Annotated in this window: 12 protein-coding genes; 4 read left to right on the top strand and 8 right to left on the bottom strand. The window is 71.9% G+C overall.

Annotated elements, in window-relative coordinates:
- Positions 1–55: 55 nt before the first annotated feature.
- From ACH4ZA_RS13235 to coxB, 3 genes are read right to left on the bottom strand one after another with little or no spacing between them, the layout of a single operon-like run.
- The gene (locus tag ACH4ZA_RS13235) at positions 56–454 is read right to left on the bottom strand and encodes a cytochrome c oxidase subunit 4 (RefSeq protein WP_319278874.1); all 399 of its coding nucleotides are present in this window, start codon (positions 452–454) and stop codon (positions 56–58) included.
- Positions 451–2187: a cytochrome c oxidase subunit I gene (gene ctaD / locus ACH4ZA_RS13230; RefSeq protein ID WP_319278875.1), complete on the bottom strand. Its 1737-nt coding sequence runs from the start codon at positions 2185–2187 to the stop codon at positions 451–453. Before ctaD ends, ACH4ZA_RS13235 begins: the two co-directional genes overlap by 4 nt.
- The gene (gene coxB, locus ACH4ZA_RS13225) at positions 2184–3143 is read right to left on the bottom strand and encodes a cytochrome c oxidase subunit II (protein WP_319278876.1); all 960 of its coding nucleotides are present in this window, start codon (positions 3141–3143) and stop codon (positions 2184–2186) included. The genes ctaD and coxB overlap by 4 nt, the downstream gene beginning before the upstream one ends.
- Positions 3144–3439: 296 nt before the next feature.
- Here coxB and ACH4ZA_RS13220 point away from each other — a divergent pair, with 296 nt between their 5' ends.
- Positions 3440–4894, top strand: a complete 1455-nt coding sequence (locus ACH4ZA_RS13220; protein WP_398429400.1) for a cysteine desulfurase/sulfurtransferase TusA family protein — start codon at positions 3440–3442, stop codon at positions 4892–4894.
- A gap of 1 nt (position 4895) precedes the next feature.
- On the opposite strand, the gene ACH4ZA_RS13215 is transcribed toward ACH4ZA_RS13220, so the two are convergent.
- Positions 4896–5870: a carbohydrate kinase family protein gene (locus ACH4ZA_RS13215; protein WP_319278878.1), complete on the bottom strand. Its 975-nt coding sequence runs from the start codon at positions 5868–5870 to the stop codon at positions 4896–4898.
- 130 nt (positions 5871–6000) lie between these two features.
- Between ACH4ZA_RS13215 and ACH4ZA_RS13210 the strand changes: the two genes are divergently transcribed.
- A complete protein-coding gene (locus tag ACH4ZA_RS13210) occupies positions 6001–6210 on the top strand; it encodes a hypothetical protein (RefSeq protein ID WP_319278879.1) in 210 nt (69 codons plus the stop codon).
- Between the two features lie 171 nt (positions 6211–6381).
- Complete coding sequence (locus ACH4ZA_RS13205; protein ID WP_398429398.1) at positions 6382–8442, top strand: hypothetical protein; 2061 nt, start codon at positions 6382–6384, stop codon at positions 8440–8442.
- Positions 8443–8627: 185 nt separating this feature from the next.
- On the opposite strand, the gene ACH4ZA_RS13200 is transcribed toward ACH4ZA_RS13205, so the two are convergent.
- Entirely contained in the window at positions 8628–8984 is a 357-nt protein-coding gene (locus ACH4ZA_RS13200) for an iron-sulfur cluster assembly accessory protein (protein ID WP_018848827.1), read from the bottom strand.
- Positions 8985–9266: 282 nt separating this feature from the next.
- On the opposite strand from ACH4ZA_RS13200, the gene nadA reads away from it, so the two are divergent.
- A complete protein-coding gene (gene nadA / locus ACH4ZA_RS13195; RefSeq protein ID WP_319278881.1) occupies positions 9267–10460 on the top strand; it encodes a quinolinate synthase NadA in 1194 nt (397 codons plus the stop codon).
- Positions 10461–10547: 87 nt separating this feature from the next.
- Here nadA and ACH4ZA_RS13190 read toward each other — a convergent pair whose 3' ends face one another.
- From ACH4ZA_RS13190 to ACH4ZA_RS13180, 3 genes are all read right to left on the bottom strand, one after another.
- The gene (locus ACH4ZA_RS13190) at positions 10548–12779 is read right to left on the bottom strand and encodes a PQQ-binding-like beta-propeller repeat protein (protein WP_398429396.1); all 2232 of its coding nucleotides are present in this window, start codon (positions 12777–12779) and stop codon (positions 10548–10550) included.
- 112 nt (positions 12780–12891) lie between these two features.
- Positions 12892–13572: a response regulator transcription factor gene (locus ACH4ZA_RS13185; protein WP_319278883.1), complete on the bottom strand. Its 681-nt coding sequence runs from the start codon at positions 13570–13572 to the stop codon at positions 12892–12894.
- A complete protein-coding gene (locus ACH4ZA_RS13180) occupies positions 13569–14948 on the bottom strand; it encodes a histidine kinase (protein ID WP_398429394.1) in 1380 nt (459 codons plus the stop codon). The genes ACH4ZA_RS13185 and ACH4ZA_RS13180 overlap by 4 nt, the downstream gene beginning before the upstream one ends.
- Positions 14949–14963: the final 15 nt, after the last annotated feature.

Here is a 14963-nt window from a genome sequence, read left to right as displayed (position 1 = left end):
GTGAGCCCGGACCCTCCTGACGGAGTGTCCGGGCTCTCGCCGCGTTCAGCGCGTGCTACTGGGTGCGGCTCTCACCGCGGTAGTACTCGAAGACCCAGCCCCAGAGACCGATCATGATCATCGGGACGGAGAAGTAGAGCAGCCACCAGCCGACCGCGACACCGAGGAAGGCCAGGGCGCCGCCGATGGCGAGCGACAGCGGCTGCCAGCTGTGCGGGCTGAAGAAGCCCAGCTCACCGGCGTCGTCGGCGACGTCCGCCTCCTTGTTGTCCTGTGCGCCCGCGTCGACCCGCCGGGCGGTGAAGCCCAGGTAGAAGCCGATCATGATGCACAGGCCGAAGGCCAGGAAGAGCGCCGTGGTGCCGGCCGGCTCCTTCGACCACACGCCATAGACGACCGCCATGGCGAGGACGAAGACGCTCAGCCAGACGAACATCTTGCCCTGGATCTTCACTTGCCGGCCTCCTTGCTGCCCGCGATGGCGCTGGCGCCGTGGCCGCTGTGCTCCAGCTGCTCGAGCGCGGCGATCTCCGGGTGGTGCAGGTCGAACGCCGGGGATTCGCTGCGGATCCGCGGCAGGGTGAGGAAGTTGTGGCGCGGCGGCGGGCAGGAGGTGGCCCACTCCAGGGAGCGGCCGTAGCCCCACGGGTCGTCGACGCCGACCGGCTTGCCGTACTTGGCGGTCTTCCACACGTTGTAGAAGAACGGCAGCACGGACAGACCGAGGACGAACGAGCTGATCGTCGAGATCGTGTTCAGAGCGGTGAACCCGTCGGCGGCGAGGTAGTCCGCGTAACGACGCGGCATGCCCTCGGCGCCCAGCCAGTGCTGGACCAGGAAGGTGCCGTGGAAGCCGATGAACAGCGTCCAGAAGGTGACCTTGCCGAGCCGCTCGTCGAGCATCTTGCCCGTCATCTTCGGCCACCAGAAGTGGAAGCCGGAGAACATCGCGAAGACGACCGTGCCGAAGACGACGTAGTGGAAGTGCGCCACCACGAAGTACGAGTCGGAGACGTGGAAGTCCATCGGCGGCGAGGCCAGGATGACGCCGGTCAGACCACCGAAGGTGAAGGTGATGAGGAAGCCCGTCGCCCACAGCATCGGCGTCTCGAAGGACAGCGAGCCCTTCCACATCGTTCCGATCCAGTTGAAGAACTTCACGCCGGTCGGGACGGCGATGAGGAACGTCATGAAGGAGAAGAACGGGAGCAGCACGCCGCCGGTGACGTACATGTGGTGCGCCCACACCGTCACGGAGAGGCCGGCGATCGAGATCGTCGCGGCGATCAGGCCCATGTAGCCGAACATCGGCTTGCGGGAGAAGACCGGGATGACCTCGGAGATGATGCCGAAGAACGGCAGGGCGATGATGTACACCTCTGGATGGCCGAAGAACCAGAAGAGGTGCTGCCAGAGCAACGCGCCGCCGTTGGCCGCGTCGAAGACATGTGCCCCGAATTTCCGATCCGCCTCCAGCGCGAACAGCGCGGCGGCGAGAACGGGGAAGGCCAGCAGGACCAGGACCGCGGTCAGCAGCACGTTCCAGGTGAAGATCGGCATGCGGAACATCGTCATGCCGGGTGCGCGCATGCAGATGATCGTGGTGATGAAGTTGACCGCGCCGAGGATGGTGCCGAAGCCGGAGAAGGCCAGACCCATGATCCACAGGTCGGCGCCGATGCCCGGCGAGCGGACCGCGTCCGACAGCGGGGAGTAGGCGAACCAGCCGAAGTCGGCCGCACCCTGCGGGGTGAGGAAGCCGCCCACGGCGATGGTCGAGCCGAACAGGTAGAGCCAGTAGGCGAACATGTTCAGCCGCGGGAACGCCACGTCGGGCGCGCCGATCTGCAGCGGCATGATCCAGTTCGTGAAGCCGGCGAACAGCGGCGTCGCGAACATCAGCAGCATGATCGTGCCGTGCATCGTGAACGCCTGGTTGAACTGCTCGTTCGACATGATCTGCAGGCCCGGACGGGCGAGCTCGGCGCGCATGAGGAGCGCCATGACGCCGCCGATGCAGAAGAACGCGAACGACGTGACCAGGTACAACGTACCGATGGTCTTGTGGTCGGTGGTCGTCAGCCACTTCACCACGACGTTGCCGGGCTGCCTGCGCCTGACCGGCAGCTCGTTCTCGTACGAGTCCTCAGCTGCGGAGGCACCCTGGGGTTCGTTGAGGATGCTCACAGGACGTTCGACTCCCGGTTCTTCTCGGGGCTCGTTTGCTCGATGCCGGCCGGAACGTAACCGGTCTGCCCGTTCTTGGCGATGTCCTTCAGGTGCTGCTCGTAGCGCTCCGGAGAGACGACCTTCACGTTGAACAGCATCCGGGAGTGGTCGACGCCGCACAGCTCGGCGCACTTGCCCAGGAAGGTGCCCTCGCGGTTGGGGGTCACCTGGAAGGAGTTGGTGTGACCCGGGATGACGTCCTGCTTCATGAGGAACGGCACCACCCAGAAGGAGTGGATGACGTCCCGGGAGGTGAGGACGAAGCGGACCGTCTTGCCCTTGGGGAGCCAGAGGGTCGGGCCCGGGTTGTTGGTCTGCGGGTTCCGCTCACCGGGGGTGCCGCAGGTGTAGACGCCGCCCGCGTCGGCCGGGAAGTCCTTCTTGTACCGGTCCGGGATCGCGGCCAGGTTCTCGTCGGTCTTCGCGTCCCCGCTGGAACCGGCGACGTTCTCGATGTAGTTGAAGCACCAGCTCCACTGGAAGCCCACCACGTTGACCGTGACGTCGGGCTTCTTCTCGAGGCTCAGCAGCTTCGACTCGTCGCGCGCCGTGAAGTAGAACAGCACCGAGACGATGATGATGGGGACGACCGTGTACAGCGCCTCGATCGGCATGTTGTACCTGGTCTGCGGAGGAACTTCGACCTTTGTGCGGCTGCGCCGGTGGAAGAAAGCACTCCACAGGATCAGGCCCCACACCAGCACGCCGGTGGCCAGCGCGGCAGCCCAGGAGCCCTGCCACAGGGAGAGGATCCGCGGAGCCTCTTCTGTGACCGGGGTGGGCATACCAAGGCGGGGGAAGTCCTTGTATGTGCAACCGGTGGCGGTCGCCAGGACCAGGCCCGCGGTCATTGCCTGCAGCAGCTTCCGCCGCATCGGGCGCCGCGGCGAGCGGTCGGAGCCGTTGGGACTCACGTAGCGCCTTCCCGAGAGTCTCGCCCGCGCGGTTGGCTGCGGCCTGCCTTCTCGCTGGTCGGTCGCCGCCCTGCGTCGGGCAGGGGTTTGGATGTTTATGCGGACCAAACCCTAGCCGACGCCCTCCGGGGGGTCGCGGGGAGGGTGGCATACGCGCCGCCGGTCACCCCGAAGGGGTGGGGACGGGCGCCTAATAGGTCGTCAATGCGGGTTGTATGGCGACTTCGGGCCGGTGGGGGCCGTTCGCGCAGTTCCCCGCGCCCCTTCTCAGCTCCCGTACGTTCTACGGTTGGGGTGTGTCCTACTTCGACGCCGCATCCGCCGCTCCCCTGCATCCCGTCGCCCGTCAGGCCCTGTCGGCCTCGCTCGACGAGGGGTGGGCGGATCCCGCCCGGCTGTACCGGGAGGGACGGCGGGCCCGCATGCTGCTGGACGCGGCGCGGGAGGCGGCGGCCGAGTCCGTCGGCTGCCGGCCGGACGAGCTGGTGTTCACGTCCTCCGGGACGCGGGCCGTGCATTCCGGGATCGCGGGCGCGCTGGCGGGTCGCCGGCGGGTCGGACGTCACCTGATCGTGTCTGCCGTCGAACACTCCTCGGTACTCCATTCGGCCGAGGTGTTCGAGGCGGAGGGCGGGGCGGTGACCCGGACGCCGGTGACGCGGACCGGCGCGGCGGCCGTCGAGTCGTACGCCGACGCGCTGCGCTCCGACACCGCGCTGGCCTGCCTGCAGTCGGCCAACCACGAGGTGGGCACCGAGCAGCCGGTGGCGGCGGTGGCCGAGCTGTGCCGGGAGGCGGGGGTGCCGTTGCTGGTGGACGCCGCCCAGTCGCTGGGGTGGGCGGCCGTGGAGGGCCCCTGGTCGCTGCTGGCGGCCAGCGCGCACAAGTGGGGCGGGCCGTCGGGCGTCGGGCTGCTCGTCGTGCGCAAGGGCGTCCGGTTCGCGCCGCAGGGTCCCCTGGACGAGCGGGAGTCGGGGCGGGCGGCCGGGTTCGAGAACCTTCCGGCGATCGTGGCCGCGGCGGCCTCGCTGCGTGCGGTGCGGGCCGAGGCGGCGGCCGAGGCGGACCGGCTGCGGGAGCTGACGGGGCGGATCCGCGCGCGGGTGGCGGACCTCGTCCCGGACGTCGAGGTGGTCGGGGACCCGCGTCGGCGGCTGCCCGGCATCGTCACCTTCTCCTGTCTGTACGTGGACGGGGAGGCGCTGCTGCACGAGCTGGACCGGGCGGGCTTCTCCGTGTCGTCCGGATCGTCCTGCACCAGCAGCACGCTGACGCCCAGCCACGTGCTGCGGGCGATGGGGGTGCTGAGTGAGGGAAACGTGCGGGTCTCGTTGCCGGCGGGAACGGCCTCGGACGACGTGGAGCGGTTCCTCGACGTGCTGCCGGGAGCGGTGGCGGCGGTGCGGGAGAAACTCGGCGCGCCGCAGCCCGGTCCTGCGCAGCCGCGCGAGGTCCCGCCCGCCGGGGACGCACCGGCGGCGGAGGCACCGGTGGCGGAGGCACCGGTGGCGGACGCACGCGTGGCGGACCCGCTCGTGGTGGACGCGCTGGGGCGGCGGTGCCCTATCCCGGTCATCGAGCTGGCCAAGGTCATCGGGGACGTGCCGGTGGGCGGCACGGTGCGGGTGCTGTCCGACGACGAGGCGGCCCGGCTCGACATCCCCGCGTGGTGCGAGATGCGGGGGCAGGAGTACGCCGGTGAGGAGCCGGCGGACCGAGGCGTCGCCTACGTGGTCCGCCGGCTGTCCTGAGTCAGGCCAGGTGCTTGCGGACCTCGGCGCCCGCCTCGTCGCCGTAGGCCTTGGTGAAGCGCTCCATGAAGTGGGCGCGGCGCAGCTGGTACTCCTGGGTGCCGACCGTCTCGATCACGAGAGTGGCGAGCATGCAGCCGATCTGTGCGGCCCGCTCGTGGGAGACGCCCCAGGCCAGGCCGGAGAGGAAGCCGGCGCGGAAGGCGTCGCCGACCCCGGTGGGCTCGACCTTGGCCTCCTCCTGCGGGCAGCCGACCTCGATCGGGTCCTCGCCGGCGCGCTCGATGCGGACGCCGCGCGCGCCGAGGGTGGTGACGCGGTGGCCGACCTTGGCCAGGATCTCGGCGTCCGACCAGCCCGTCTTGGACTCGATGAGTCCCTTCTCGTACTCGTTGGAGAAGAGGTACGAGGCGCCTTCCAGCAGTATCCGGATCTCGTCGCCGTTCATGCGGGCGATCTGCTGGGAGAAGTCGGCGGCGAAGGGGATCCCCCGGGACCGGCACTCCTCGGTGTGCCGGAGCATGGCCTCCGGGTCGTCGGCGCCGATCAGGACCAGGTCGAGGCCGCCCACGCGGTCGGCGACCGTCTTCAGCTCGATCAGCCGGGCCTCGCTCATCGCGCCCGTGTAGAAGGAGCCGATCTGGTTGTGGTCGGCGTCGGTGGTGCACACGAAGCGGGCGGTGTGCAGGGTCTCCGAGATGCGGACCGAGGCCGTGTCGACGCCGTGCCGGTCGAGCCAGGCCCGGTACTCGTCGAAGTCCGCGCCCGCGGCGCCGACCAGGATCGGGCCGGTGCCGAGCTGTCCCATGCCGAAGGCGACGTTCGCGCCCACGCCGCCCCGGCGCACGTCCAGGTTGTCGACCAGGAAGGAGAGCGAGACCGTGTGGAGGCGGTCCGCGACGAGCTGGTCGGCGAAGCGGCCGGGGAACGTCATGAGGTGGTCTGTCGCGATGGAGCCGGTGACTGCGATGCGCACGGCGTGGACTCTCCTGAGGGGAGGGGGATTGACAGTTCACGCTACCCGGTCGGCTCGCGCCACTGCAGCAGCGGAAACTACCCGATAGTAGATCTTTCTTCGCGGGCCACGTCGTGCCTACCGTTCGAGTATGACGAACCTCAAGGTCCACGCCCCCGTTCCGGCCGACCTCGACGGCGACCTGGCGTCGCTGCGCGGTGACTGCGCCCGGATGGCTCCGCACTGGACCGCCCCGGAGAAGGTCGCTTCCCGCCCGGTCTCCCCGTCGCTCATCCACGGCGTGAACGTTCCCGCGACGTCGGCGCGGCTGCTGGAGGCGATGCCGGACTACGGCAACTAGGGCTGGGACCTGCCGTTCGGATCACTCCGGGTGGCTCCCGGGGAAGTCCCCCGGTATTTCCTTCGGTAGGGCGCGCGGAAGGGAACCGCGCGCTCCCCTGTCGCGTCCCATCGGCGTCCCTCGTGAAGGGGATGCGGGGTACGACAGCAGGGCAGCCGAAGGAGCGATGCGGTGAACACCGAGCGACCCGAGAACGACGACGCCGCGCGCGAGCCGGAGAACACGTCTTCCGCCGAGGCGCAGGACGCCGGGCCGGCGGAAGCCGAGCCCGGGGAGGCGCGCGCCGAGAACGCGCGCGCCGAGGACGAAGCGGTCGACGAGGCCGAGGAGGCCGGGCCGGCGGATGCCGAGCCCGCCGCTCCGGGCGAGGGCGCGGCGGAGGCCGGGGCCGTGCGGGAAGCGGGCGGCTCCGCCCCGGCCGGCGGTCCCGACGAGGTCGGCGGCTCCGACAAGGCCGGTGGCTCGGGCGAGGTCGAGGGTTCGGGCGAGGTCGAGGGTTCGGGCGAAACCTGCGGCTCGGACACGGTCGACGGCCCGGACAGGGCCGACGGGGTCAGCGTCGGGAAGGGCGCCGCCGCCCCTGGTGAGCCGGTCGCGTCCGACGGGCCCCGGGAGAAGGCCGGCGCCGCGGCGCAGGCCGCCGTCCCGGACGACGCCGAGACCGCGACGGCCGCCGAACCGGTCGGGGCGGCCCGGGACGAGGCGGGCGTCGCGGACGAGCCCGCGGCGGCGGACGCCGGACGCGGCCCCGGTCGCACGGAGCCCGTCGTCGGCGCGGTGGGCGGCGGATGGCCGGTCCCCGGCCCCCGGCGCCGTTCCCCCCTGCTCATCGCCTCCGTCGCGGCGGCCGTGCTGCTGGTGGGCGGCGGCGGCGCGTATCTGACCGCGGGCGCGGCGGGCGGCTCGGGTGGGGGCGCCGGTTCGGGATCGCCCTCGGACGACGGCTCCCCCGCCGCGCTCCTCCTGGACGACCATGCCAGGGGCACGGGCGCCTCCCAGGGCTCCTCGAACGGCATCGCCCCCGGCGAGCCCGACCCCCACGGGGTGACCTACAAGGCCGCCGGAACCCTGCCCGACGGTCCCGACTCCGCGCCCGTGTACTGGGCGAAGGGCGCGGTCACGGCGGACGAGGCGGCCCGGCTGGCGAAGGCGCTGGGGGTCGACGGCACGCCGGTGGCCGACGGCGAGGCCTGGCGGATCGGCGCCGGCGACAGCTCCGGGCCTGCGCTGCGGGTGAACCGCCAGGCGCCGGGCATGTGGACCTTCACCCGGTACGCCCCGGGCGCCGACAACTGCACCTCGTTCAGCGACAAGTGCACCGGGACCCCGACGCCTGCCACCGACGAACCGGTGAGCGAGGCGGCCGCGAAGAAGGCGGCCGCACCGGTCCTGAAGGCCCTCGGGCAGGACGACGCCAAGGTGGACGCGAGCCTGACCATGGGCGCGCAGCGCATGGTGAACGCCGACCCCGTGGTCGGCGGGCTGCCGACCTACAGCTGGACGACCGGCCTCGGCGTCAACGCGCAGGGCGAGGTCGTCGCCGGGAACGGCCAGCTGAAGCCGCCCGCCAAGGGCGACACGTACCCCCTGGTCAGCGCGCAGGAGGCGCTGGACGCGCTGAACGCCGCGCCGGGGTCCGACCATCGGATGGGCATCGGCGGCTGCGCCAGCCCGGTACCGCTGAAGGACCGGCTGGAGAGCCCGTGCGGCACGTCGACGTCCGCTCCGAAGCGGCAGACGGCGACCGTCGAGGACGCGGTGCTCGGGCTGGCCCCGCACACCTCCGGCGGCCGGCAGGTCCTCGTGCCGTCCTGGCTGTTCGCCGTGCAGGCGGCGGGGGATGCGGACGGGTACACCGTGGCGCAGCCGGCCGTCGAACCGGCGTACCTCACGTCCGCCACGACGTCGGCCCCCACGCCGCGGCCGTCCGGCTCCACGGACACCCGTGACGTGCGGGTGGACGGCTACACCGCCGAGGGCAGGGAGCTGACCGTCGGCTTCACCGGCGGGGTGTGCGCCGACTACAAGGCGACGGCGACGGAGAGCAAGGACGAGGTGAAGGTCACCGTGACGCAGACGCCCTGGCCGGACAAGGTCTGCATCATGATCGCCAAGGAGTACCACCAGGTCGTGCAGCTGGACGCACCGCTGGGCGCCCGGAAGGTGGTCGGCTCGGACGGCGCGGGCGTGCCGCTGGAGAAGCCGGGGGCCCGGCTCCCTGAGACCCGGTGACCCTTCGGGGGCGGCCCGGTACGGACAGGCTCCGGAGCCACCCCTGAGCGGACCCGGAGCGGGCCCGGAGGGAATGTCCCGGACGGGACGTCCCTGGTGGAGCGGACGACGAAGGCGGCGGTCCCCTCGGAGGGGGGCCGCCGCCTTCATGTGCCGGCTGCGGTTCGCGGGGGAACCGGCGAGTCCTAGCTGAAGGAGTCGCCGCAGGCGCAGGAACCCGTCGCGTTCGGGTTGTCGATCGTGAAGCCCTGCTTCTCGATGGTGTCGACGAAGTCGATGGAGGCGCCGCCCAGGTACGGGGCGCTCATGCGGTCGGTGACCACCTTGACGCCGTCGAAGTCCTTGACCACGTCGCCGTCGAGCGAACGCTCGTCGAAGAAGAGCTGGTAGCGCAGGCCGGAGCAGCCGCCGGGCTGAACGGCGACGCGCAGGGCCAGGTCGTCGCGGCCTTCCTGGTCGAGCAGGGCCTTGACCTTCGCCGCAGCGGCGTCGGACAGGAGGATGCCGTCGCTGACAGTGGTCTTCTCGTCCGATACGGACATCTACATCTCTCCCGGGTTGTACGGAGACTGCTTGCCGACGTTTCCAACCGCCGGGACCGCGGATTCATTCCGGGGCCGAGGACTCGCGTTTCCGTTTCTTTCCTCTTCTTGTCTTTCATGCTCGCACACCCGCGGTGGAGCGGACAGCGCCCTCCGGTCCGACACCGGTCCGGCGGGCGGTCCGTGTTTCGGGATTCACGTCACATCGACGCAATGACCATCGTGAAAGTGCCGCGAAGCGGGTTATGATAGATAACGTCAATTCGACGAAAAGTAGAAAGGGTGCGTGTCGTGACCACCGCCCAGCCCAAGGAGCTCGACGTACAGCCGACTCCGCTCGCCCTGTTGCTGCTCGGCCGTGAGGCCGACCCGAAGAGCGAGCGGGGCGTCGAGTGCCCCGGCGACCTGCCCTCGCCCTCCGACCCGGACCTGGTCGAGCGCGCCCGCGCGGCCAAGGAGAAGCTCGGTGACAAGGTCTTCGTGCTCGGCCACCACTACCAGCGCGACGAGGTCATCCAGTTCGCCGACGTCACGGGCGACTCCTTCAAGCTGGCGAAGGACGCGGCCGCCCGTCCGGAGGCCGAGTACATCGTCTTCTGCGGTGTGCACTTCATGGCCGAGTCGGCCGACATCCTGACCTCCGACGACCAGAAGGTCGTCCTGCCCGACCTCGCCGCCGGCTGCTCGATGGCCGACATGGCCACCGCCGAGCAGGTCGCCGAGTGCTGGGACGTGCTGACCGAGGCCGGCATAGCCGAGCAGGTCGTGCCCGTCTCGTACATGAACTCGTCCGCGGACATCAAGGCGTTCACGGGCAGGCACGGCGGCACGATCTGCACCTCCTCCAACGCCCAGCGCGCCCTGGAGTGGGCGTTCGAGCAGGGCGAGAAGGTGCTCTTCCTGCCGGACCAGCACCTCGGCCGCAACACCGCCGTCCGCGACATGGGCATGTCCCTGGACGACTGCGTCCTCTACAACCCGCACAAGCCGAACGGCGGGCTGACCGCCGAGCAGCTGCGCGACGCGAAGATGATCCTGTGGCGGGGCCACTGCTCGGTGCACGGCCGCTTCAGCCTGGAGTCGGTCGAGGACGTGCGCGCCCGGATACCCGGCGTCAACGTGCTCGTGCACCCCGAGTGCCGGCACGAGGTCGTCGCCGCGGCCGACCACGTCGGCTCGACCGAGTACATCATCAAGGCGCTGGAGGCTGCCCCGGCCGGCTCCAAGTGGGCCATCGGCACCGAGCTGAACCTGGTCCGCCGGCTGGCGAACCGCTTCGCGGCCGAGGGCAAGGAGATCGTCTTCCTGGACAAGACGGTGTGCTTCTGCTCGACCATGAACCGCATCGACCTCCCCCACCTGGTGTGGACCCTGGAGTCGCTGGCCGAGGGCAAGCTGGTCAACCGGATCGAGGTCGACCGGGAGACCGAGGAGTTCGCCAAGCTGGCGCTGGAGCGGATGCTGGCCCTGCCGTAGCCTGACCGCCGCCGGGCCCCGATCGCACGATCGCCCCGACGGCCGGATGGCCGGATGGCCGGATCACCCGGTCACCGGGTCACCGGGTCACCCCGACCGGGGTTCCAGGTCGGGGTGCTCGGGGTCCACCGTGAAGACGGTCCCGTCGGGGCTGAGCACGACCAGGGCGCGCCCGTCGAAGAACACGCGCGGCGCGGCATAGCCGGAGTCGACGACCTGCTCGGCCCGCGCGGCGGACTCCCACAGCAGTTCGCCCGTCTCGATGTCGACGGCGGCGACCCGTCCGGAGGCACTGGCCGCGAACACCGCCTGTCCCCGTCCGTCGGCGGCGGGCCTGCCGGGCTGCTGAAGCGTCGTCGAGGTCTGCCACAGCTGCTTGCCCGTCCCGGGCGAGTGGGCGACCAGCTGCCCTCGGGAGTTGGCGAAGCAGAGCACCCCGCCCACCAGCGCCGCCTGCCCGCGCGGGCTGCCGCTCAGCTTCGCCTTCCGCACGGCGCCGGTGCCGGGGTCGATCAGCAGAACCTCGCCGTACGCCGGCTCGTCGAACGTCCGCTGGGCCCGCGGGACCTGCGCGGCGAAGACCAGGTCGCCGCCGACGGCGCCGACGTAGTCGAGGTCGCCGTCCGGCACGCTCACCTTCCGGGTCGAGCCGTCGGCGGGATCCACGGCGTAGAACACGTTGCGCGACGGTGTGCCGGCGTCGGTGCAGTCGGCGTACGGGACGCCGTCCGCCTCCTGGAACTCACAGTGGTACGTGGGCCCGGCGGGCACTGTGGCCGTCCAGCGCACGGCGCCGTCGCGCACGTCGCGGGCAGTGACGTGGTAACCGTCCGAGGTCAGCAGGAGGCCGCCGACGACAGCGGGGTCGACGGCGCCCGTCCCCGGCATCGGGCGCGACCAGACCAGCTTGCCGGTGGCGGCGTCGAGGGCGAGGAGGGCGGCGCTCTGGTCGTTGCCCGCCTTGTTCATCACGACTTCCCGCACCAGCAGCACGCCGTCGTGCACCCCGATGAGCCCGCTGTTGAACCGCACCTGCGACAGGCCGGGCGGCAGGGACTCGGCGCGCCAGGCGATCCGGCCGGTCGCCCCGTCGATCCGGACCGGGAGGGTGCCGTCGCCGCCGCAGAACAGGGCGCTCTTTCCCATCACGCAGGTCAGGGAGGCGTTGTCGGGTGCCCCGCCGCCCAGCGGCTTCTTCACCCCGGTCGCGGCGACGCCGTACACCGAGGCCTGCCAGGGCCTCCAGCCCTTCGGCAGGGGGTCCCGGCTGACGGAGGGTGCGTCGCCGCTGCTGTCACTCGACTCCTCGACCCTGCTGAAGGGGGTCACGTCGAGCAGCAGGTAGCCGGTGACGGCCAGGGCGAGGACACCCGCCGTCCCGGCCAGGACCGGCCACCGGCGCAGCAGGGAGCGGCGGCCGGGGCGGGACTCCGCGGCCGGACGGCCCGGTTCGTCGCCCGGCGCAGGCGGTGGCAGACGCAGGGACACCGTCTCCTGGTCGCCCGCCGCGGGCCCGGGCAGCACCCGGGCGAACTCCTCGGCCAGCTCCTCGAGCCCGGGCCGGCCGTCGGCGTCCTTGGCCAGACAGCGGGTGAGGACCGAGCGCAGCGGCTCGGCCACCGCCTCCACCTTCGGTTCCTCCTGCATCACCCGCCACGCCGTCAGATACGGGCTGTCCGCGTCGAAGGGGCCTCGCCCGGTCGCGGCGAACACCAGCAGCGCGCCGAGGGAGAACACGTCCGAGGCGGGGCCGACCGAGCGGGCGTCGGTGAACTGCTCGGGCGACATGAACGGCGGGGTGCCGATCATCTTGCCGGTCTCGGTGAGCGTCTGGTTCTCCGCCGCCCGGGAGATCCCGAAGTCGATGACGCGCGGCCCGTCGTGGGCCATCAGGACGTTGCCGGGCTTGAGGTCGCGATGGACGACGCCGGCCCGGTGGATCTCCCGCAGCGCCTCCACCAGGCCGAGGGCGAGCCGGCGCAGTTCCGCGCCCCGCAGCGGGCCGTGGTCGCGGATGCGGGCGGAGAGCGCGGGACCCGACACGTACTGCGTGGCCATCCAGGGCCGGACGGCCTCCGGGTCGGCGTCCACGACCGGGGCGGTGAAGGCGCCGCTCACCTTGCGGACCACCGCGATCTCCTGCCGGAAGCGGGCGCGGAAGACCGGATCCTCCGCGTACTGGGCGTGAACCACCTTGACGGCTACCTCACGCCCCGAGCGGGACCGCCCGCGGTAGACGACGCCCATGCCGCCGGCCCCGAGCCGGTCGACGATCCGGTATCCGCCGAGCGCCTTCGGGTCGTCCTTGTGCAGCCCCACCGCGCCCGCCCCCTCTTGCGCAGATCATTGAGATGCCAGCATAGGGAAAGCCTTCGGGGGTCGCAGACCCGAGGGAAAGGGCTTCACCCACCGCGCACCGGAGCAGCCGTCCTCACTCCGCCCTGGGGCGCACCAGGCCCGACTCGTAGGCGATGACGACGAGTTGCGCCCGGTCGCGTGCGCCCAGCTTCGCCATGGCCCGGTTCACGTGCGTCTTGACCGTGAGCGGGCTGACCTCCAGCCGTTCGGCGATCTCGTCGTTGGAGTGGCCTCCGGCGACCAGCACGAGGACCTCGCGCTCGCGCACGGTGAGCGCGCCGAGCCGGGCGGAACGGGCGGGGTCGTGGTCGTCGTCCGCGCCGCCCTGGGCGAGGAAGCGGGCGATCAGCCCCTTGGTCGCGGTCGGCGAGAGCAGCGCGTCGCCGCCCGCGGCGATCCGGATGGCGCTCAGCAGCTCCTCGGGCTCGCTGCCCTTGCCGAGGAAGCCGGAGGCGCCGGCCCGCAGCGACTGCACGACGTAGTCGTCCACCTCGAAGGTCGTCAGGATGACCACCCTGACGTGGCCGAGGGCCGGGTCTGCGCTGATCAGACGGGTCGCGGCGAGACCGTCCGTGCCGGGCATGCGGATGTCCATCAGGACCACGTCGACGGGCCTCTCCTTGGCCAGCCGCACCGCCTCCGCGCCGTCGGACGCCTCACCGACCACCTCCATGTCGGGCTCGGAGTCGACGAGCACGCGAAAGGCGCTGCGCAGCAGCGCCTGGTCGTCGGCGAGCAGGACGCGGATGGTCATGCGGGATCCTCTGCGGTACGGGGCTCGGCGTTACGGGGCGGCTCGGTACGGGGCGCGTCCGTGCCGGGCTGGGCGGGGCGGCACCGCGCGGCGGGGAGCCGGCCGGGCGGGGGCTGCCCGGCGCCGGACTGCGGGGCACGGCTCCCGGCAGCGCGGGTCTCCGCCTCGGCGGCGCCGGTACGGGGCTTGACCGGCAGGATGACGTGGACGCGGTAACCGCCGCCGTAGCGGGGGCCGGTGGTGAGGGTGCCGCGCAGGGCCGTGACGCGTTCCCGCATGCCCAGCAGCCCGTGGCCGCTGCCCGCCGCCGGCGGGGCGTCGTCCGCCTGCTGCCCGTCGTCGAGGACCGTGACCTCGATGTTCGGCCCCACCCGTACGACGCTGACCTCGGCCTTCGCCGCCGGTCCGGCATGCTTTTGGACGTTGGTGAGGGCTTCCTGGATGACCCGGTAGGCGGCCAGGCCGACGGCGGCGGGGAGCGTGGTCCCGTGGTCGGCGCGGGCCACCTCGACCGGGAGTCCGGCGCTGCGGAAGGTACCGGCGAGCTCGTCGAGGCGGTCCAGGCCGGGAGCGGGCTCGGTGGGGGCCTCCGGGTCGCCGGACTGGCGCAGCAGCCCCACCGTCGCCCGCAGTTCGTTGAGCGCGGAGCGGCTGGCCTCACGGACGTGCGCGAGGGCCTCCTTGGCCTGGTCGGGCCGCTTGTCCATGACGTGCGCGGCGACCCCGGCCTGGACGTTGACCAGGGCGATGTGGTGGGCGACGACGTCGTGCAGGTCGCGGGCGATGCGCAGCCGCTCCTCGGCGACCCTGCGGCGGGCCTCCTCCTCCCGGGTGAGCTCCGCCCGTTCGGCACGGTCCCGGATGGCCTGGACGACCGCCCGGCGGCTGCGGACCGCGTCGCCCGCGGTGGCGCCGATGCCGGTCCAGGCGAGGATCCCGAGGTTGTCCTGGGCGTACCACGGGAGCGGTCCGGCGAGCATGGCCGCGCCGGTGAGGACCGTCATGGTGAGCAGGCCGGCCCGCAGGGTGGTGGGGCGGTCGGTGGCGGAGGCGACGGTGAACAGGGCGACGACGGCGGACATCGCCACGGGGGCGCGGGGGTCGCCGGTGACGGACTCGGCCACGGACACCGCGCCGGTGAGGACGAGGACCGTCATGGGGGCGCGGCGGCGCAGGACGAGGGCCGCGGCGCCGAGGGTCATGAGCAGGAGGCTGAGCGGGTCCGGCGTGCGGATGCTCCAGCTGACGCTCCGCTCGCCGTGCGGGTCGACGAGCGAGCCGGCGAGCATGCAGAGGAGGACGCCCGCGGCGAGGAAGGCGTCGAGGGTCAGGGGGTGGGCCTTGAGCCGGCACTCGGCCCGGGAAAGGAGGGTCACTTTCTGGTTGCCGTC

It is taken from the genome of Streptomyces sp. NPDC020597, from assembly GCF_044335095.1.
GTDB lineage: Bacteria > Actinomycetota > Actinomycetes > Streptomycetales > Streptomycetaceae > Streptomyces.
The sequence above is the reverse complement of the archived record's forward strand: the minus strand, read 5'-3'. Positions and strand labels throughout refer to the sequence as shown.

Excerpts from the sequence above, each read along its gene's own strand:
- ACH4ZA_RS13185 (WP_319278883.1), bottom strand. The coding sequence starts at position 13,572 with ATGACCATCCGCGTCCTGCTCGCCGACGACCAGGCGCTGCTGCGCAGC.
- ACH4ZA_RS13210 (WP_319278879.1), top strand. The coding sequence starts at position 6,001 with ATGACGAACCTCAAGGTCCACGCCCCCGTTCCGGCCGACCTCGACGGC.
- ACH4ZA_RS13200 (WP_018848827.1), bottom strand. The coding sequence starts at position 8,984 with ATGTCCGTATCGGACGAGAAGACCACTGTCAGCGACGGCATCCTCCTG.